This window comes from Pseudoalteromonas sp. S1650 (genome assembly GCF_005887195.1).
Lineage (GTDB): Bacteria > Pseudomonadota > Gammaproteobacteria > Enterobacterales > Alteromonadaceae > Pseudoalteromonas > Pseudoalteromonas simplex.
On the sequence record NZ_PNDF01000021.1, the window covers coordinates 118,022 to 138,282 of the forward strand.

The 20,261-nt window shown below is 41.0% G+C and carries 15 protein-coding genes; 13 read left to right on the forward strand and 2 right to left on the reverse strand.

Annotation, left to right across the window (positions count from 1 at the left end; all coding sequences use genetic code 11):
- Positions 1-20 precede the first annotated feature (20 nt).
- The gene (gene barA, locus CWB80_RS07230) at positions 21-2,789 is read right to left on the reverse strand and encodes a two-component sensor histidine kinase BarA (protein WP_138600321.1); all 2,769 of its coding nucleotides are present in this window, start codon (positions 2,787-2,789) and stop codon (positions 21-23) included.
- Between the two features lie 80 nt (positions 2,790-2,869).
- Here barA and rlmD point away from each other — a divergent pair, with 80 nt between their 5' ends.
- The 6 genes from rlmD (at position 2,870) to CWB80_RS07260 (ending at position 11,477) form a co-directional block, all read left to right on the forward strand.
- Complete coding sequence (gene rlmD, locus CWB80_RS07235; RefSeq protein WP_138600280.1) at positions 2,870-4,195, forward strand: 23S rRNA (uracil(1939)-C(5))-methyltransferase RlmD; 1,326 nt, start codon at positions 2,870-2,872, stop codon at positions 4,193-4,195.
- A gap of 7 nt (positions 4,196-4,202) precedes the next feature.
- Positions 4,203-6,362, forward strand: coding sequence for a GTP diphosphokinase (relA, locus tag CWB80_RS07240; protein ID WP_054554344.1), 2,160 nt, complete (start codon positions 4,203-4,205; stop codon positions 6,360-6,362).
- Complete coding sequence (gene mazG, locus CWB80_RS07245; RefSeq protein WP_138600282.1) at positions 6,362-7,162, forward strand: nucleoside triphosphate pyrophosphohydrolase; 801 nt, start codon at positions 6,362-6,364, stop codon at positions 7,160-7,162. Before relA ends, mazG begins: the two co-directional genes overlap by 1 nt.
- Before the next feature lie 157 nt (positions 7,163-7,319).
- The gene (gene pyrG / locus CWB80_RS07250; protein WP_054554346.1) at positions 7,320-8,954 is read left to right on the forward strand and encodes a CTP synthase; all 1,635 of its coding nucleotides are present in this window, start codon (positions 7,320-7,322) and stop codon (positions 8,952-8,954) included.
- Between the two features lie 100 nt (positions 8,955-9,054).
- Positions 9,055-10,353: a phosphopyruvate hydratase gene (gene eno / locus CWB80_RS07255; protein ID WP_062566760.1), complete on the forward strand. Its 1,299-nt coding sequence runs from the start codon at positions 9,055-9,057 to the stop codon at positions 10,351-10,353.
- 155 nt (positions 10,354-10,508) lie between these two features.
- The gene (locus CWB80_RS07260; protein WP_054554348.1) at positions 10,509-11,477 is read left to right on the forward strand and encodes a prolyl hydroxylase family protein; all 969 of its coding nucleotides are present in this window, start codon (positions 10,509-10,511) and stop codon (positions 11,475-11,477) included.
- Here CWB80_RS07260 and mutH read toward each other — a convergent pair.
- Positions 11,472-12,143, reverse strand: coding sequence for a DNA mismatch repair endonuclease MutH (gene mutH, locus CWB80_RS07265; RefSeq protein ID WP_054554349.1), 672 nt, complete (start codon positions 12,141-12,143; stop codon positions 11,472-11,474). The two genes, CWB80_RS07260 and mutH, sit on opposite strands and share 6 nt — an antisense overlap.
- A 540-nt stretch (positions 12,144-12,683) precedes the next feature.
- On the opposite strand from mutH, the gene rppH reads away from it, so the two are divergent.
- The 7 genes from rppH to CWB80_RS07300 all read left to right on the forward strand — a co-directional run bounded on the left by rppH (position 12,684) and on the right by CWB80_RS07300 (position 20,189).
- On the forward strand, positions 12,684-13,202 hold the full coding sequence (rppH, locus tag CWB80_RS07270) for an RNA pyrophosphohydrolase (RefSeq protein ID WP_054554350.1): 519 nt from the start codon (positions 12,684-12,686) through the stop codon (positions 13,200-13,202).
- A 33-nt stretch (positions 13,203-13,235) separates the two neighbouring features.
- The gene (ptsP, locus tag CWB80_RS07275) at positions 13,236-15,512 is read left to right on the forward strand and encodes a phosphoenolpyruvate--protein phosphotransferase (RefSeq protein ID WP_138600284.1); all 2,277 of its coding nucleotides are present in this window, start codon (positions 13,236-13,238) and stop codon (positions 15,510-15,512) included.
- A 338-nt stretch (positions 15,513-15,850) separates the two neighbouring features.
- The gene (locus CWB80_RS07280) at positions 15,851-16,660 is read left to right on the forward strand and encodes a sulfite exporter TauE/SafE family protein (protein WP_055020682.1); all 810 of its coding nucleotides are present in this window, start codon (positions 15,851-15,853) and stop codon (positions 16,658-16,660) included.
- A 14-nt stretch (positions 16,661-16,674) separates the two neighbouring features.
- The gene (lgt, locus tag CWB80_RS07285) at positions 16,675-17,478 is read left to right on the forward strand and encodes a prolipoprotein diacylglyceryl transferase (protein ID WP_054554353.1); all 804 of its coding nucleotides are present in this window, start codon (positions 16,675-16,677) and stop codon (positions 17,476-17,478) included.
- A 13-nt stretch (positions 17,479-17,491) separates the two neighbouring features.
- Positions 17,492-18,343, forward strand: a complete 852-nt coding sequence (locus tag CWB80_RS07290; RefSeq protein WP_138600286.1) for a thymidylate synthase — start codon at positions 17,492-17,494, stop codon at positions 18,341-18,343.
- Between the two features lie 26 nt (positions 18,344-18,369).
- Positions 18,370-19,251 carry a UTP--glucose-1-phosphate uridylyltransferase GalU gene (gene galU / locus CWB80_RS07295; RefSeq protein WP_054554355.1) on the forward strand — a complete coding sequence of 294 codons (882 nt, stop codon included), beginning with the start codon at positions 18,370-18,372 and terminating at the stop codon, positions 19,249-19,251.
- Positions 19,252-19,679: 428 nt separating this feature from the next.
- Positions 19,680-20,189 carry an SPOR domain-containing protein gene (locus CWB80_RS07300; protein ID WP_054554356.1) on the forward strand — a complete coding sequence of 170 codons (510 nt, stop codon included), beginning with the start codon at positions 19,680-19,682 and terminating at the stop codon, positions 20,187-20,189.
- Positions 20,190-20,261: the final 72 nt, after the last annotated feature.

Below are 20,261 nucleotides of genomic sequence, written 5' to 3' on the forward strand. Positions count from 1 at the left end.
CTTGATATCCTTCGTAACTTTTAACGTTGCTGCTCAAGCATTCCAGCATCGCTCAACAAATTATTTAGCTCATCAACAAGCTCAAACAATTCAGGCTCAATGTAATTTAAATCGCAATCACCTTTTAGTGCTGTCTCGAGTGTTTCGGCGAGGGATTTAAGTTTTGGCACACCAGTGTAACAACATGCGCCATGGAACTTGTGCACAATGCTAAGCACATGTTCACAATCTTCTTTTTCTATAGCTTCATTGAGCAGACGCAAGGTTTCCGGCACGCTGAGTAATAACATATTGAGCATTTCTAGTGCTAGCTCTTCTTTACCGCCAGCACGTTGTAGTGCTAACTGCCAGTCTAAGCGGGCACTTTCAAATGGAGGCTCTGAATTAATTGCCGGAACTTTGTTGCGTTCGCGGTTAATCGGTGATTGTGGACTATGATCGCTAATTATCTGCTTTAGCATATCTTCATCAATAGGTTTGGTTAAATAGCCTTTAAAACCATCCTTAAGTAGCTGTTCTTTTTCACCCGCTAGGGCGTGAGCGGTTACAGCAATGATAGGGGTATCTTCATTAAGAGATGACTCGCGAATAAGTTTACATGCGGTAATACCATCCATAATTGGCATTTGGATGTCCATGAAGATTAAGTCATATTTGTGGCTTTTACTTAAGCTGTAAGCTTGTGAACCGTTGTGTGCGGTATCTATCAGTTCTATTTGTTCATCAAGCAAGGTGCAAATAAGTTTAAGGTTGGCATCGTTATCGTCTACAACCAGTACTTTTAGCGGTAATAGTTTTTCATCGCCTTGTTCAATGTTATGTACAGGGTGATCAAGGCGATAAGGTGCAGCAAGCACTTCGCATAATTTACGGTGGTTAAGTGGTTTGCTTAAGCACGCATCTGCTCCGCTGCCAATAAAGGCTTCGCGCATATTATGCGAAACTGTATTGAGCATAAGGTAAAGATAGTCAGTGACAGGGCGAACGGCTTTTACATAACTCTTGAGCTGTTGCATATCATCAATTGCAGCTGTATGACCGATAATACAAATATCGTAACTGAAGTCTTTGTTAATCTCAGCTAAGAAACTTTCTTCATCTAAGCAGGCAGTTACTCGTGCTTGCCACTCATTGAGCAATGACAGAGTCGCTTGGTGTGTATGCTCGTGAGGTTCAAGGTAAAGAATACGTTTATTAATTAATGATTGAGTCGGTAAGTCACTGGTAATTGAGTTACTTGGCGTTCTGAATACGGCATTGAACGTAAAGCAGGTACCATTACCAGGTGCTGAGTTTAGGGTGATACGGCCATTCATCGCTTCAACAATATGCTTAGTGATGATTAGCCCAAGACCTGTGCCACCAAATTTACGGGTGATACTAGAGTCAGCCTGGCCAAATGGGGTAAATAACGCATCTTGTTTATCCATTGGGATGCCTACACCAGTGTCGGTGACAGACACTAAAATAGAGGCGCGTTCTTCATCTAATAAGCGATAGCCAACATCAACTTTGATTGAGCCTTTTTCAGTAAACTTAATGGCATTACTTAACAGGTTGATTAAAATTTGTTTAAAGCGGGTCGGGTCGCCAGTTAAGTTGTCGGGTACTTGTGGGTGGATAAATATCGATAGTTCAAGTTGTTTTTCGTGAGCACTTGGTGCCAACAAGGTCATAACTTCATTAATATTGTCACGGAGCTGGAATTGCATTGACTCAAGCTCCATGGCTCCGGCTTCTAATTTCGAAAAGTCTAAAATATCGCTGATAATGGTAAGTAAACTATTTGCCGACAGTTCAATGGTATCAAGATAATCTTTTTGATGCTTATTCAGCGGAGTCTTATAAAGCTGGCGAGTAAAACCAATTACACCGTTTAAAGGTGTGCGTAACTCATGACTCATTTTAGCTAAGAAGTCTGATTTTACTCGGTTCGCATCTTGTGCATCTTTTTTAGCAATACTTAACTGAATATTTTGGGTTTCGTATTGTTCGAGTGTTTCACGGTAATCAGAGGTTGCTTGGTCAATGTGCTTTTGCATCTCATCACGTTGCACGACCATGGTTTCTGCAATGGTATTTAAACCTGTGCGTAATAACTCAAACTCACCAAACATTTTTTGATCAAGTCCAGTGTCTACTTTACCTTCAATAAGCTTGTCGGTAGCTAGTACTAACTTATTAAGAGGCTGAATAAACATGCGAGTTAGTCTAAACGCTAATACGATAGCAAGTATGAGCGCGAGTAATATCACTACGCCACTGACCAATAATGCTCGTTGCTGGCCAATAATGGCTTGTTGTTTGTTAAGCATGATCACCACAGTACCAAGTGATGCTTGATAGCTGTGATGATTCCAAATCGTGTCTTGGCGGCTATGATTAATTATGGCAGTGGAGAATGTTAAATAGTGCTCAGAATTTTGTACTTGGATGCCATCCATGTTGTTTGCATTGCTGCTAACAATTTCTTTGAACTCACTTTGGTATTTACTAAAAATCACTAACTCATTGTTTTCATCAAAAATAGCAATTGATTGGATAGCAGGGGAGTGTTTGTTGTGCGTATGACTAACTAAGCGAGTTAATAAGGCTTTATCACGCTTTAATAGCGGTTGCTCAACAGCAATGGCGAGGGGCTCAATAATAGTCACGCCCTGTTGATACAAAATTTCATCGAGCTCAATGTAACGATTTATTGTAAAATAACCGCCCAGCAACAAGCCTATGATCACAGTCGGTATAAGTGTAAGGGTTAAGACTGAGTCACGTAAGCCAAATTTAGTCATAAAGAATGTTGTTATCATTATTATCGTTGTTTAAGAGTATATACTTACTCCCGCTTTATCAATAATTAAGGTGTTGCCCAATGGCACAGATTTTCAAAGCCAAAAAGAAATCCGTTTCGCAAAAAATGCTAACCCTGAATGTCACTGCTATGGATCACCAAGGACGGGGAGTTGCTAAGCAGGGAAATAAAGTCTGTTTTGTTAATGGTGCTTTGCCGGGTGAAGAAGTAAAAGCATTATTGATTGAAGATAAGGCACGCTTTGCCAGTGCTGATTGTAAAAAAGTGCTATCAGCCTCAGCGCATAGGGTTACTCCTTTTTGCCAGCATTATCAGGTTTGTGGTGGTTGTCAGCTACAGCACCTTGATGCAGAGCAGCAATTGGTTGAGAAGCAAGCGGCGGTGAGTCAGCTGTTTAGCAAGTTTGCCAAAGCTGATAACTTAAATTGGCAAGCACCTCTGCTTAGTGAAGAGCGCCATTATCGTCGCTCTGCGCGCATTGCCGTAATGCACGACAAAGCCGCAAAGAAAATGCGAGTAGGGTATCGGGCTCAAGGTTCTAAACAATTAGTGAGCATAGAAAACTGTGATGTGCTGAGCGGCACTTTTAAAGACGTTTTTTCAGTTTTTGATGTTCTTATCAACAGCCATTCAGGTCTGAGTAGCATTAGTCACTTACAATTATGTGAAGCTGATAACGCGGCCTTTGTGGTTATTAGGCATACCAAAGCCATTAACGCAGAGTTAAAAGCTATTGTAGTCGCAGCGTGTGATGAATATAGCTGGCGTGTTGTGTGGCAGTCACACAGTGGCGAAATTGATCACAGTGACCATCCAATGCCGTACTACCAGATACCGGCTTATGATTTACGCTTTGAGTTTGGCCTTGAAAACTTTATTCAAGTTAACCCGCAAGTAAACCAAGCTATGCTGTATCAAGCAAAACAGTGGCTTGATTTACAAGGTCATGAGCAGGTATTGGATTTGTTTTGTGGCATTGGTAACTTTTCATTATTGATTGCAAAGTATGCTAAATATGTTATTGGTGTTGAAGGGGTCGATTCTGCGGTTGCATTAGCAAAACAAAATGCGCAAACTAACTCATTGTCGAATACCGATTTTTATTGTTTTGATTTAACAAAATCACTGCAATCAGCTGCTTGGTTTAGTGCCGAACTTGACGTGTTAGTACTTGATCCATCACGTACTGGTGCAATGGCTATTTTAGAGCAGTTACCACTTACTCAGTTTAAAACGATTTTATACGTCTCTTGTGATCCTGTTACTTTAGCCCGTGACAGTGCAATTATTTTACAAGCAGGCTTTAGCATTGAAAAAATTGGGCTTATGAATATGTTCCCGCATACCGGGCATATTGAAACGATGGCGTTATTTCACAGGAGGTAAAGCGCACATGGTAGCCACTAGACAGTCACATCAGCTAACTAAGCCGAGTGATTTTGCCAGCCGTATCGAGCTGTTAGCGCTAACAGAAGACAAACATACCTTATTAGAGCAGGCTCACCAACTGTGCCTGCATTGCGATGATGCAAAACGTGAAAACACAGCCATTGAAATGGTGGAGATTTTAGCTGAGCTAAATTTAGACGCAGATTCCCTTGCTACTGCTTTTTTAACGCCTTATTTTTTAGCTGAAAAAATCTCGATAGAGACAGTCACTGAAAAGCTGGGTAACCACGTTGCATTATTACTAACTGGAGTAAGCCAAATGGCGACCATCAGTACCTTAGCCCACCAAGGGAAAGGCACTGTACAAATTGATAATATCCGCCGCATGTTATTAGCCATGGTTGAAGATGTGCGGGCTGTAGTGATTAAACTGGCGGAGCAAGTGTGCCACTTGCGTGATGTTAAAGACGCCAGTGAAGAAGAGCGCGTTATTGCCGCTAAAGAAACTCGCGACATTTTTGCCCCCCTTGCTAACCGTTTAGGGATTGGCCAGCTTAAGTGGGAACTTGAAGACCTGTCGTTCCGTTATCTGCATCCAGATACCTATAAAAATATCGCTAAACAGCTAGATGATAAGCGCCTTGCCCGTGAAGCTTACATGGAGAACATGGTTGCTTTAGTTAAAGCACGCTTGGCTGAGGCGGGTATTGAAGGTGAGGTGTATGGTCGCCCTAAGCATATCTACAGCATCTACAAAAAAATGGCACAGAAGAATTATGAGTTCGACCAGCTTTTTGACATTCGCGCTATGCGCATAGTGGTAGAGCGCCTGCAAGATTGTTACGCGGCGTTAGGTATCGTTCATACTAACTGGCGCCATTTAAATAAAGAATTTGATGATTACATCGCAACACCTAAACAAAACGGTTATCAGTCAATTCATACCGTGGTATTTGGCCCAGAGGGTAAAACCGTTGAAATTCAAATCCGTACGAGCGAAATGCACCAAGATGCTGAGCTAGGTGTTGCTGCGCACTGGATGTACAAAGAAGGTGCATTGCCAGGGCGTGGGTCGGGCTACGAGCAAAAAATTAGTTGGTTACGTAAGTTACTGCAATGGCAAGAAGAAGTTGTTGATGGTAGTGATCTTGCGGAAGAGCTTAAAAACCAAGTAGTAGAAGACCGCGTTTATGTGTTTACGCCTAAGGGTGATATTTTCGATTTACCGCTGGGTGCAACACCACTTGATTTTGCTTATTACATTCACTCAAACGTAGGGCATCGCTGTATTGGTGCAAAAGTGTTCGGCAAAATCGTACCCTTTACTCATCAATTAAGTACCGGTGATCAGGTTGAAATTTTAACTCAAAAGCAGCCTAATCCAAGCCGTGATTGGTTAAACCCATCGCTTGGTTATATTAAGTCATCACGAGCTCGTTCTAAAATCCATCATTGGTTTAAGCAGCTGGATCGCGATAAAAACTTAAGTGCCGGTAAAGAGATTCTTGAAACTGAGCTGCAAAAGCTGGATTTATCGACCAAAGATCTAGCGCCAGCAATCGAGCGTTTTAACCTTAAAGGCCTTGACGACCTTATGGTTGCGGTAGGTGCTGGGGATGTTCGCTTAAACCAGTTATTAAACTTTATTAGTGACCGTGAGCATGACGAACCACAAATTAAGTTTAAAAAACCAAAAAGTGTCACTGGCGATAAGAACGGTATTGTTGTTGATGGGGTAGGTAGCTTAATGAGCCATGTTGCTAAATGCTGCCGGCCCGTGCCGGGTGATGAAATCATCGGCTACATTACGCAAGGCCGAGGGATTGCAGTTCACCGAGAGGATTGTGATTCGTTTGAGAAACTTCGCCAGAAGCATCCTGAGCGGGTGATATCAGTAAGTTGGTCAGACGACATTAATGGCTCTTACTCATTAACGATAAAAGTTGAAGCCACTGACCGCTCAGGTCTTATTCGAGATATCAGCTCAGTGCTTGCAAACGAAAAAGTGAATGTGCTGAACATGAACGTCAACACAATTGAAGATAAGCAACTTGCGCTGTTTTCAATGCAGGTTGAAGTGCATGACCTATCGAGTACTAACCGCTTATTGTCTAAGCTACACCAAATCGAAGGTGTGCATGATGCAAAGCGTGGTCATTCGTAATGAGTGATAAACAGGCAATTGAGCAATCGCTTGCAATTATGGCCAAACTTCGGGACCCAGAATCTGGGTGCCCGTGGGATTTAAAACAAGACTTTAAATCGATTGTGCCGCATACCCTTGAAGAAGCTTATGAAGTAGCAGACTGCATTGAAAAAGGTGAATTCACTGAGCTTAAAAGTGAGCTTGGCGATTTACTTTTTCAAGTTATTTTTTATGCTCAACTTGCTAAAGAGCAGGGCTTATTTGATTTTGCCGATGTGGCTAATACGCTTAATGATAAATTAGTTCGTCGTCATCCCCATGTCTTTGCAAAGCAAAGTGAGCTGTCGGACGCTGAGCTTTCAGCGCAGTGGCAAGCTATTAAAGCACGAGAGCGAGCAGAAAAAACCGCCTCTCCACAAATGAGTTTATGGCAAGATATTCCTGATGCGATGCCGGGCTTATCAAAAGCGAAGAAGATTCAACAGCGTGTAGCAAGCCTAGGGTTTGATTGGCCAAGTTATCATGGGGCACTCGATAAAGTTGCTGAAGAAGTAGACGAAGTTAAAGAAGCACTGGCTCATGATCCTAACTCTGATCATAGTGCAGAGGAGTTGGGTGATTTACTTTTTGCAACGGTAAATGTAGCCCGTCATATTAAACGTGACCCTGAGCAATTATTACGAAGTGCCAATGCTAAGTTCGCGTCACGCTTTGAAAAAGTGGCTGCTTACTTAGGTGAACGTGGTCAAAGTTTAGAGACGGCTAGCCTCGAAGAAATGGACAACGCATGGGAAGCCATTAAAAAGCAGGCAAACTAAGTAAGTTATGATACGGCTTGGGTACAGCGTAACCAAGCTCGTTTTTTGTTCACTTATTTGCTAATTTTATCTGGATTGATAGCAGTCCCTTTGCTACAATATCGCCCCGTCTTGATTCTATATTATTCCTTTTAATTCCTGATATTCTAGGGTTCGCATGAGTACAAAATTTATCTTCGTAACTGGCGGGGTTGTTTCTTCGTTGGGTAAGGGTATTGCAGCAGCGTCATTAGCCGCTATTTTAGAAGCACGTGGTCTTAACGTGACTATTTTAAAGCTGGATCCTTACATTAACGTTGACCCAGGCACTATGAGCCCAATTCAGCACGGTGAAGTATTTGTAACTGAAGACGGTGCAGAGACTGACCTTGACTTAGGTCACTATGAGCGTTTCATCCGTACCAAGATGACTAGCCGCAACAACTTCACACAAGGTCGTGTTTATGAAGATGTATTACGACGTGAGCGTCGTGGTGAGTACCTTGGTGCAACAATTCAGGTTATTCCACACATCACAAACGACATTAAGCAACGTGTATACGACGGTGCTGAAGGTCGCGATGTAGCAATCGTTGAAATTGGCGGTACAGTTGGTGACATCGAGTCACAACCATTCTTAGAAGCAATTCGTCAGCTTGGCACTGAAATTGGCCGTGAGCGCGCATTGTTTATCCACCTAACGCTAGTGCCATTCTTAGGCCCTGCAGGTGAAGTTAAAACTAAGCCAACACAACATTCAGTAAAAGAATTACGTTCGATTGGTATCCAACCTGATATCTTGATCTGTCGTTCTGATCGTAAATTACCAAATAACGAGCGTGCGAAGATTGCACTTTTCACTAACGTTGAAGAGAAAGCCGTTATTTCATTACCAGACGTAGAAAGCATCTATAAGATCCCTGCGTTACTTAAGTCACAAGAATTAGATAACTTCGTATGTCGTCGTTTCTACCTTGAGTGCCCAGAAGCAGATTTATCTGAATGGGAACAAGTGTTATATCAAGAGTCTAACCCGACAGGTGAAGTGACAATTGGTATGGTTGGTAAGTACATAGAACTACCAGATGCATATAAATCAGTAAACGAAGCATTAAAGCATGCGGGTCTGAAAAACCGTTTAACTGTGAACATCGAATATGTTGATTCACAAGACTTAGAAAGCAAAGGTACTGAGTTACTGTCTCACCTTGATGCTATCTTAGTACCAGGTGGCTTCGGCGGCCGTGGTGTTGAAGGTAAGATCTTAGCGGCTAAATATGCACGTGAAAACAAAGTTCCTTACTTAGGCATTTGTTTAGGTATGCAAGTAGCGCTTATTGAATATGCGCGTAACGTTGCAGGCCTTGAAGATGCAAACTCAACTGAGTTTAACGCAAACTCTGCGCACCCAGTTGTTGGTTTAATCACAGAGTGGCAAGATGCTGACGGTAACGTTGAAATCCGTGATGAGCAATCTGACCTTGGTGGCACTATGCGTTTAGGTGCACAGAAGTGTCACTTAACACCAGGTTCAAAAGTAAGCGAAGTATACGGAAGTGACGAAATAGTTGAACGTCACCGTCACCGTTATGAAGTGAATAACCACTTTGTAGAGCAGCTTGAAAAAGCTGGCTTAAGTTTCACTGGTTTATCTGAAGATAAGAAACTAGTCGAAATCATCGAGAATAAAGATCACCCTTGGTTTATTGCCGCGCAATTCCATCCGGAATTTACGTCAACGCCACGTGATGGTCACCCGCTGTTTGAAGGGTTTGTTGCAGCTGCACACACTCACCAAAAAGCGTCATCGTAATTTAAATAGGCCGTGCTATATGCACGGCTTATTTGTTTTAAAAAGCCAGCAACAATAAAGCTGGCACTAACTCACCATTTTCGGGAAAAGAGGAATCAAGATGTCAGAAATCGTAAAAGTGATTGGTCGCGAAATCATGGACTCGCGTGGTAACCCAACTGTTGAAGCTGATGTACATTTAGCTGATGGTTCATGGGGCCGTGCTGCAGCACCTTCTGGTGCATCAACAGGTACTCGCGAAGCGCTTGAATTACGTGATGGTGATAAAGCACGTTACCTAGGTAAAGGTGTTTTAAAAGCAGTAGGCTATATCAATAACGAAATCGCTGAAGCGCTTAAAGGTCAAAACGCAGTTGATCAAAAAGCGGTTGACCAAGTAATGCTTGACTTAGATGGTACTGAAAACAAAGAAAAATTAGGTGCAAATGCTATCTTAGCTGTGTCTTTAGCAACAGCTAAAGCGGCTGCTAACTCTAAAGGCGTAGAGCTTTATGAGCACATTGCAGACTTAAACGGCACACCAGGTGTTTACTCAATGCCATTACCTATGATGAACATCATCAATGGTGGTGAGCACGCTGATAACTCTGTTGATATTCAAGAGTTCATGATCCAGCCAGTTGGCGCTACAAACTTCCGTGAAGCGTTGCGCATGGGCGCTGAAGTTTTCCACAGCCTAGCAAAAGTACTTAAAGCTGAAGGTCACTCTACATCAGTAGGTGATGAAGGTGGTTTTGCTCCTAACCTTGAATCAAACGAAGCGGCACTTGCTGCAATCAAGGTCGCTGTTGCAAATGCAGGTTATGAGCTTGGTAAAGATATCACTCTAGCTCTAGACTGTGCGGCATCTGAGTTCTACGACAAAGAAGCAAATATCTACGACCTTAAAGGCGAAGGTAAAAAATTCACTTCTGAAGAATTCAACCACTTCCTTAAAGGCCTTACAGAGCAATACCCAATTGTTTCAATAGAAGACGGCTTAGATGAGTCGGATTGGGATGGTTTCGCACACCAAACACAACTAATTGGCGACAAAGTACAATTAGTAGGTGATGATCTTTTCGTAACTAACACAAAGATCTTAAAGCGTGGTATTGATAACGGTATTGCTAACTCAATCCTAATCAAGTTCAACCAAATCGGTTCATTAACTGAAACGCTTGCTGCTATCAAAATGGCTAAAGACGCTGGCTTCACAGCTGTTATCTCACACCGTTCAGGTGAAACTGAAGATGCAACAATTGCTGATTTAGCAGTAGGTACTGCAGCGGGTCAAATCAAAACGGGTTCATTAAGCCGTTCTGACCGTATTGCTAAGTACAACCAATTACTTCGCATTGAAGAAGTATTAGGTGAGAAAGCACCTTACAATGGTCTTAAAGAGGTTAAAGGTCAGTAATCTGGCTTTTAGCTCATCAAGACCTTAAAAACCTCCTTCGGGAGGTTTTTTTATAGCGTAAACTTTAAGTAGTAACAGCAAGCTTTTGTAATCAATATAAAAATGATAATGTTTTAAAGATTATTGTGTTTTGTTCTATTTAATCTGAGGGTAATGTGGCTGGCAAGTTAATTTTTGAATTATTAGAAGCGCGGTTCAATGGCAAAATAGTTGAAAATTCGGCCATAATTGATTACGCGGTTAAAAATAAAGACTTTGCGAGAGCTTGGTTTTACCATGCTATATCATCTTCTTTGCTACATGATGAATTGATTAACTGCCTTCTAATTGCAAAGTATCATAATTTAAATGAACTTGAATTGTTGTTTGAGTATTGGCCTAAATTGCAGTTTCAAAAGTGTCAGCTATTGAAAGCCTCGCCTCATCTAGTTAGTAAAGTCCCTGAGATTAATGAGTTGTTAACTGAAGAGCTGACTCAACTAATTCAAATGTTGTTACCCCTTCCTGTATCGCAAAATCTTGGTGATTCTCGAGTTAACTTACTCGACAGTAAAATGAATGATGAAGCCCTACAAAAAGTGATTGGATTTGCCAAAGAAAAATTAACTGATGCTAAACTTTATTCGGAACAACAAAAGCATCAGAAAGTAGATTCAATTCGAAATAATGATCAACATATTGTTACTTTACCAGTCAATGATTTTTTCACGGCACTTATTCAAAGATATATGTGTATTAATAATATTTTTGATTTGAAGTATGCTGAACCAGCTATCATTTATCGATATAAAAAAGGACAGCAGTATAAATGGCACTATGACTTTATCACCCCGAGCAATAGTGCAGCCCAAAAAGAAATAGACTTTTTTGGGCAACGAAAAAAAACAATCATTTTAAACCTTAATGAGGGGTTTAAAGGTGGGGAGACTGCCTTTAAGTTTTGGGAATTAGAAGTATCAGCGAAAGCAGGTCAGTTAATTCAATTTAACAATATGCTTGATACTAAAGTTGATAAAAGTTCAGTACATTCTGGAAAACCAGTAATTGATGGTGAAAAATGGATTTGTACTCTATGGTTCAGAGAAAAACCATTCTGGTTAAGAGCTTCTATTTGGAATTCATAGCTGAAATTGTTGTTTTAGGATCTCGCCGGTAAAGCTGGTTTTTAGATAAAAGCCGCGAGGTAAGGTTTGTACTATCTGGCCATTCGGGCCAATTGCATCAGTCAGCGCTTTGCTATTGGCAGCTTTTGGCCTTATTTGCATTACATCGCCTAAATGACCCGAAATTTCATCTACGCGACCAAGGGCGATTAGCTCCATTTGTTCTTCCCAATCACGCTGTAAAAGGGCATCTTGCTCTGCACTTGGCTGCCATAAAAAGCCACTGCCTATGGTACGGTGAAAAGGCAGTATCTCACGTTCGCCTAAAATCGGTAGCCATAAAACATGATTCAACTTTTTACGAACCGTGCTTTGCTGCCAAGTCATTCCTGTCACATTTAATAGCGGCGTTACCGAAACAAAGGTTGTTTCGAGAGGTTTGCCTTTAAATGAAATCGGCAAGGTTTTTAGCTCAATGCCTAACTCTTCAAAATCAGGTGTTGGTTTTGAACCCGCTGTTGCGCCAAGCACATATTCGATAAGTTGCCCGGTCCAGCCTTTTTCACGAAGTAAATCGTCAGGGGTTTTAAATTGATATTGCTCAGCTAATTGCCCTAGGGTGAGGCCAGCAATAGCATCAACACGTTGCATTAATTCGTTTATAGAAGCGGGTTTTATTGGTCGCATAAGGCGTTTATTTTATTGTCTATTTATCCGGTTCATGATAGCAAATGCACGCCTTAGTGGATATCTTTGTGTTTGGGTGTTTTTTGCGCACGTTAAGTGTGGGCTAAAAATAATCAGTTTTATTTTGAGGTGTCATACCTTAACTAATTGATATTTATCTATTTTGCTGTTTTTGTAAGGTGTTTCCATTTCATTAATTAATCAGTTGTTTGTATAAATACAGATATATAAACATGTTTATCCACAGTTTCTGTGGAGAAAGTGGATATTTAAACTGTTGATTGTGGATTTGTTTGCAATTTAGGCATGATTTACAAAAGTTATGCACAAGCTGTGGGTAAGGTGATGAAAATACGGTTGTAAATAGTTATTTTAATCAAACAGCACATTTTTATGATAATTACTTCGTAACACCTTGATTAAACATGTTTGTTAAAAAATAATTTTTCAATCTAATTTAGGCTTAGGTGTAAAGTGTTTGCTGTATCGCAGGTTATGTGGAACAATCAATAAAAATCGACTTACAAATGAGGCACTAAGGTGATTGATGCCGAAGGTTTTCGTGCCAATGTCGGAATTGTAATTTGCAATAATCAGGGACAAGTATTTTGGGCTCGTCGCTATGGTCAGCACTCTTGGCAATTTCCCCAAGGTGGTGTGGATGACGGCGAAACTGCTGAGCAAACCATGTACAGAGAATTACACGAAGAAGTGGGCTTGCTTCCTGAAGACGTTGAGATCGTCGCAAGTTCTAAACATTGGTTACGCTATAAATTACCCAAGCGTTTAATTCGCAGAGACTCAAGTCCTGTGTGCATTGGGCAAAAACAAAAATGGTTTTTACTGAAACTTCGTTGTAAAGATGAAGATGTAAATTTACTTAAAACTCATCACCCCGAGTTTGATGATTGGCGATGGGTGAGTTATTGGTATCCGGTTAGGCAAGTTGTTTCGTTTAAGCGCGATGTATATCGTCGAGTAATGAAAGAGTTTGCTCCGTTTGCAATGCCGTTTAATAAACGAGAGCAACACAAAGATCATTGGCGACATAAACGATAAGGGCAACCTTATTTAAATCAAAGGAGCAGCATCATGTTAGCCACGCTCAGATCAATTGCTGAGGCAGTGTCGCAACAGGCGGACTTAAACAGTGCGCTGGGGTGTTTTGTGCAAATGGTAAAAGATGCCATGCAAACACAGTGCTGCTCGATTTATTTTGCCGATTATAGCCAAGATAACTTTGTATTGATGGCCACCCAAGGCCTCAACCCAGATGCCGTGGGTAAGTTTCGTATAGGCTTTACCGAAGGTCTCGTTGGCCTTGTTGCTCAGCGTGAAGAGCCCATTAATATAGCTTTTGCTAAATCTCACCCTCGTTTTAAACTCTCACCTGAAGTTAATGAAGAAGGCTATAACGCGTTTTTATCAGTGCCAGTCGTGCATCAGAAAAAGGTTTTAGGCGTTATTGTTGTTCAACAAAAACTAGCCCGTGTTTTTAGCCCTGACGAAGAGTCATTCTTAATTACGCTCTCGGCCCAGCTAGCTTCTCAGTTAGCGCATGCAGAAATAAAAGAAATATTACGTGTCGATGAGTTTTCACACCAAACCTCAGTATTAAAAGGGGTATCAAGTGCGCCGGGTATTGCCATAGGTGAAGCCTTTGTAGTGATCCCTAAACTTGACTTTAGCTCTATAGAACTGCAAAAAGACGACGATGTGAGCACCCAGCGCAAGCTATTTACCCAAGCTGTGGCTGCGACGCGTAACGAGTTTAATACCTTATCTATGACACTGAGTGACTCTATTCCGCAAGAGGCACTTGCTGTATTTGATGTTTATCAGCAGTTACTCGATGCCAAAAGCCTTGGTCAAAATGTTGAAGCGCAATTAAAACAAGGATGGAACGCCAAAAGTGCTCTGAAAATTGTTATTGAAAAATTGGTGACTCAATTCAATGCCATGCAAGACCCTTATATTAAAGAGCGCGCTGTTGATGTTAAAGATATTGGTTTACGGGTTTTACATCACTTAGTTAATACTGAGCATGCGGCAAAACCTTACCCTAAAGACACGATTTTAATTGCTGGTACATTAACTCCTGCGATGCTTGCTGAAGTACCTAAAGGACACCTTGCTGGGGTTGTAAGTGTTAATGGTGCAGCAAATAGCCATGCTTCAATTTTAACTCGTGCTATGGGGATCCCAGCAATTTGGGGCATTGAAGATGTGCCTTTATTGCAGTTTGAAAGCAAGCAAATGATATTAGACGCCTATGCAGGGCGTTTATATATTTCTCCTTCACAAATGCTGCAAGAGGAATACAGCCAGCTTAAATATCAAGAAGCCTTATTGAACGACCGTTTTGTTGCAGAGCAAAACCTAGATGCCGTCACTAAAGATGGCGAACACATTAGCTTGTTACTAAACGCGGGTCTTGAATTAAATACCGAGCATGACAATAAGCCATTTTGCGATGGGGTAGGTCTTTATCGCACCGAAGCCTGGTTTATGCAAAAAGGCCAATTTCCTTCACAGTCAGAACAAGAAAACTGGTATCGCGAAGTGCTAACGAGTTACCACCCTAATCCTGTGGTGATGCGTACACTCGATATTGGTGGTGATAAAGTTTTAGATTACTTCAATATAACCGAAGAAAACCCATTTTTAGGTTGGCGTGGTATTCGTGTGACCTTAGATCACCCCGAGCTATTTTTAGATCAACTCAAGGCGATGTTAAAAGCCAACATTGGTTTGGGGAATTTAAAAATTATGCTGCCGATGATCAGTGGCTCAGAAGAAGTCGATGAATCTTTAAAGCTGCTCGAACAAGCCTATTTTGAGTTAAGTGAGCAATACCCCGAACAAGCCATTGAGCGCCCTGAAATCGGGGTGATGTTAGAAGTACCTTCGAGTGTATTTATGCTTGAAGAGTGGTCGCAAAAAGTCGATTTTTGCTCTGTAGGTAGCAACGATTTAACCCAGTATATGCTGGCAGTTGACCGCTCTAATGCCCGCGTTGCTGAGCTATTTAATCCTTATCACCCAAGTGTTCTTAGAGTGTTGTTAAAAATAGCACAGGAGTGTCAGCAACATGAGCTGCCATTTAGCTTGTGTGGTGAGTTAGGCGGCGATCCAGAAGGCGCATTACTGCTTATTGCAATGGGTTATCGAAGCTTGAGTATGAACTTTGCTTCGATTAGTAAAATTAAGTTTGTGCTTAGGCGATTAAATGTCAGTGATATGGAAAAGTTACTTGCTGAGTGTTTATTACAACCCACTGCAAAACATGTACTTAGGTTAACGCGTAACTTTATGATTGAACATCAACTCGGTGAGCTATTTTACACCCCAAGCCAAGGTCAAGCATGAGGGAAAATTGTGCTGTGAAGCACTTATACCCAAGCCACCTCAAGATGTAGAATTCAGCGTTTCACAGGTGCTTAATATCAAGGCGTTACTTTGCAACAATGGCAGTCCCTTTTAAGAAGTCACAACGATGAGAGTAAGTGCCTGTGAAACGCCCAAAGGGTTGGTTTAAAAGCGATTTATACTGCGTTATTGATTTTAACAATAGAACCACTATTACTTGCAATCAATGCCTTGCCTAAATCGCTTTTAATTCCAACTGAAACTCGCATCTTGAGGTGGTTTGGGTATATATATTAGTTTAGTATATGTATATAACAAATTGAATATATGAGTGTGCTATGCATGATGTAATACTTTTAATGGTGTACTGCGCAATTTTGGGCAGCGTGGTTGGATTTTTAGCAGGCTTATTAGGCATTGGTGGCGGTCTTATAATCGTGCCAGTACTTAGTGCGCTATTAGTGTCGTTTAATGTTGCCGACCCAAGCCATGTATTAGTTATCGCGATAGCAACCTCGTTAGCATCCATTATTTTTACCTCGACGTCTTCAGCCCTTGCTCATCATCGTAATGCTAACGTGCCATGGGAAATTGCTCCTTGGGTTATGACTGGCGTTGGCCTAGGCGCATTGATCAGTGGCTTTGCAGCAAGCTTTATTCCTGAGCAGCTGCTGCGCTTTGTTTTTGCCGGTAGCGTGGTGTTTATCGCACTTAGAATGGTGTTATCGACACGAAAAAAAGCCGCCAGTGAAAAGCCGCTTCCATCAGGGCCTATTCTTGGCTTTTTATGTGCCATAATGGGGGCACTTTCAGGACTAATTGGTATTGGTGGTGGGGCGCTTATTGTGCCGCTACTGCATTATTTTTCCGTTGATATTAAAAAGGCCATTGGTTGTGCTGCTGCTTGTGGTATTGTCATTGCGCTGTTTGGCTCGGTGGGTTACGTATCTGCCGGCTGGCAATTAACATCTTTCAGTGATGGATTTGCCGGATTTGTGTATTTGCCTGCGTTAGTCGGGATTGTGGTTACCTCGTCGCTCATTGCGCCTATAGGTGCCAAAGCTACGCATTACTTGCCTGTGGCAACAATAAAAAAAGTATTCGCGCTATTACTTGTCATAATTGCGCTTAAAATGGTGTTTAGTTAAAGGTTTTTATTTTTATGGCTCTTCAATTTCCAGATATCGATCCGGTTATTTTTTCGGTAGGCCCGCTCAGCGTACGTTGGTACGGTTTAATGTATTTAATTGGTTTTGCTTTGGCGATGTGGCTTGCTAATCGCCAAGCAGCAAAGCCCAACTCTGGTTGGACAAAAGAACAAGTCAGTGACTTATTATTTTACGGCATGCTCGGGGTAATACTCGGTGGCCGTATTGGTTATGTATTGTTTTATCAGTTCAGCTACTTTATCGAAAACCCACTGTATTTATTCAGAATTGACCAAGGTGGCATGTCGTTCCATGGCGGCACCCTGGGTGTCATTACAGCTATTGCAATTTTTGCTTGGACCCGTAAAAAATCATTGTTTGAGGTTGGTGACTTTGTAGTGCCACTTGTGCCGCTTGGTTTATTAGCCGGACGTATTGGTAACTTTATTAATGGCGAACTATGGGGCCGAGTGACAGATGTACCTTGGGCATTTGTTTTTCCTACAGGTGGCCCAGAGCCACGTCATCCATCCCAATTATACGAAGCCTTTTTAGAAGGCCTAGTACTGTTCTTAATCTTACAATGGTTTATCAAAAAGCCTCGTCCAGCGGGAAGTGTTGCTGGGGTGTTCTTACTTGGCTATGGTACGTTTAGGTTTATTGTTGAATACTTCCGTGAACCAGATGCTCATTTAGGTTTATTTGCAGGCGTTATCTCTATGGGTCAAATACTGTCATTGCCGATGGTAATTGGTGGCCTTGGTTTGTTAATATGGGCCTATAAAAAGCCGCAGCAAAGCGTGGCAAGCAAAGCATAACAAGAGCAAATCAATGAAACAGTATTTAGATTTATGTCAGCGTATTGTTGACGAAGGTGTGTGGGTTGAGAACAAACGCACAGGAACCAAATGTTTAACAGTAATTAATGCCGATCTTGAATATGATGTGGCAAATAACAAGTTTCCGCTCATCACCACGCGAAAGAGCTTTTACAAAGCGGCGATAGCGGAGTTACTGGGTTATTTACGTGGTTACGACAGCGCTGCACAGTTTCGTGATATCGGCTGTATGACTTGGAATGCCAATGCGAACGAGAACAAAGCTTGGCTTGAAAATCCGCATCGTCGTGGTGAGGATGATATGGGCCGTGTGTATGGTGTTCAAGGGCGCAGTTGGCAACGCCCTGATGGTAGCCACCTTGATCAGCTTAAAAAAGTTATCGATAACTTATCGAAAGGAATTGATGATCGCGGTGAAATCGTCACTTTTTATAATCCAGGTGAATTTGAGCTAGGTTGTTTACGCCCTTGTATGCACACGCACACCTTTTCTTTGTTGGGCGATACTCTATACTTAACATCATACCAACGTAGCTGTGATGTGCCGCTGGGTCTGAACTTTAATCAAATTCAATGTTTTGTGTTACTTGCTTTAGTTGCACAAATAACCGGACATAAACCGGGTAAGGCGTATCATAAAATAGCGAATGCGCATATTTATGAAAACCAACTTGAGTTGATGCGTGATGTACAACTTAAGCGAGAGCCTTTCGCGTCGCCAGAATTAAAAATAAACCCAAATATTAAATCATTAGAAGACATTGAAAGCTGGGTTACAAAAGATGATTTTGAAGTAGTAGGTTATCAGTGTCACGATGCAATTAAGTATCCGTTTTCAGTTTAAGAACAATAAAATTTAAGGAGAAATCAATGAAAGCAGTGATCCCAGTTGCTGGTCTTGGCACGCGTATGTTACCTGCAACAAAAGCAATCCCTAAAGAAATGCTTCCTATTGTTGATCGCCCGTTGATTCAGTACGTTGTAAATGAAGCAATATCAGCAGGAATTAAAGAAATTGTTTTAGTAACGCATTCAAGTAAAAACTCAATTGAAAACCACTTTGATACCAGTTTTGAGTTAGAAGCCACACTTGAAAAGCGTGTGAAACGTCAGTTACTTGCTGAAGTACAGTCAATCTGCCCGAAAGATGTGACTATTATCCACGTTCGCCAAGGTGAAGCGAAAGGCCTTGGTCATGCGATAAATTGTGCGGCGCCTATTATAGGTAATGAACCGTTTGTTGTTATCTTACCGGATGTGATCATCGATGATGTTGCGAGCGATCTTAAAAAAGATAACTTAGCTGAAATGATCCAGCGTTTTGAAACCACCGGTGAGAGCCAAATTATGGTTGAGCCTGTGCCGCAAAACGAAGTAGACAAGTTCGGTGTAGTAGACTTAGGTGATGTAACAATTAATCAAGGTGAAAGCGCCGCAATTTTGAATATGGTTGAAAAGCCTCCTATTGATCAAGCTCCATCAAATCTTGCTGTTGTGGGTCGCTATGTACTGAGCAAAAATATTTGGCCATTACTTGCAAAAACTCCAGCTGGGGCAGGTGATGAAATTCAATTAACAGATGCCATAGCCATGCTAATGGAAAAAGAAACGGTTGATGCATACTCTATGAAAGGTAAAAGCCATGACTGTGGTAGCAAAATTGGTTATTTAAAAGCCATCGTTGAATTTGCTTTACGACGTGAGGAATTCAAAGATGAATTGAGCGACTTCATAAAGTCGTTGGTTAAATAACCAATTCTATTTACTTAGTAATAAATTATGTTAAAAAAGTGCCTATATGGCACTTTTTTGTTATTTACAAGCAGCTGACAATTGTTGATTATTAACAAATTAGGGACTTTTCTGATATACCTTTGTCTTATAGGGTTGTTAAGATGAGTATGGTGATTAATTGCTCTAATTCAGTTAGTTAACTGAGTAATGAAAAGCATTAATAATTTTGCTGCAAATTGTTTATGTTATAAAGCTACTTTTTACTAACAACATGATTTGCAGCGAATTAAAGCACTAAACTGAAATTATAATAAAAACATAATGTTAGTGTTTATTTTCAATATCTTAAATTATCTTTTAGCTTTTGATGTACAGGTAAGTACTAACAGATAGTCTTCTTCAAAGTAAGAAGCAATTTTTTAACGGTACGTTTAAGAATCCTGATTATGAAAGATTACTTCAAGCCTTTTCGCTGCAGTATATACCTAATGGTGTTATTAACTGTTTCTGGTTGCAGTAATGAGCTGCTGCTAAGCTCTACCGTTAATTCTATGCAAAGTTTTGCACTTCGCTTAATCGATCCTATTTTTCAAATTAATGTAAAAACTAGTTCTGAGCTTCAATCAACGGCTACACAAAAAAATACCCTAGCCACTGCTGCTATATTAGCACCTACAAAACCTAATTATACTTTTGCGTTACAGTTAGCATCAGTTAGCTCTGAGACCGCAATAGAAGTCACCTTTCATAAAATGGCAAAACAAGCGCCTAGTATTTTTCAAGGTAAACCAATTTTGAATGTTGAAGTTGCAGACGTGCATGATAGAACTTTCTACCGCTTAAAGTTTGGAGGCTATAAGTATTTAAAAAATGCGAAAGCTGACTGCGCGGCTATTAAGCGACAAGGTATTGATTGTTGGGTTAGTAAATACACAGATAATCGAATTTATTTTTAGCGTCAAATATTCACTCTAAAGGTGGCATTTTTATTGCTAATATTTAAGTCTGTTTTTTAGAATTGACGTCAC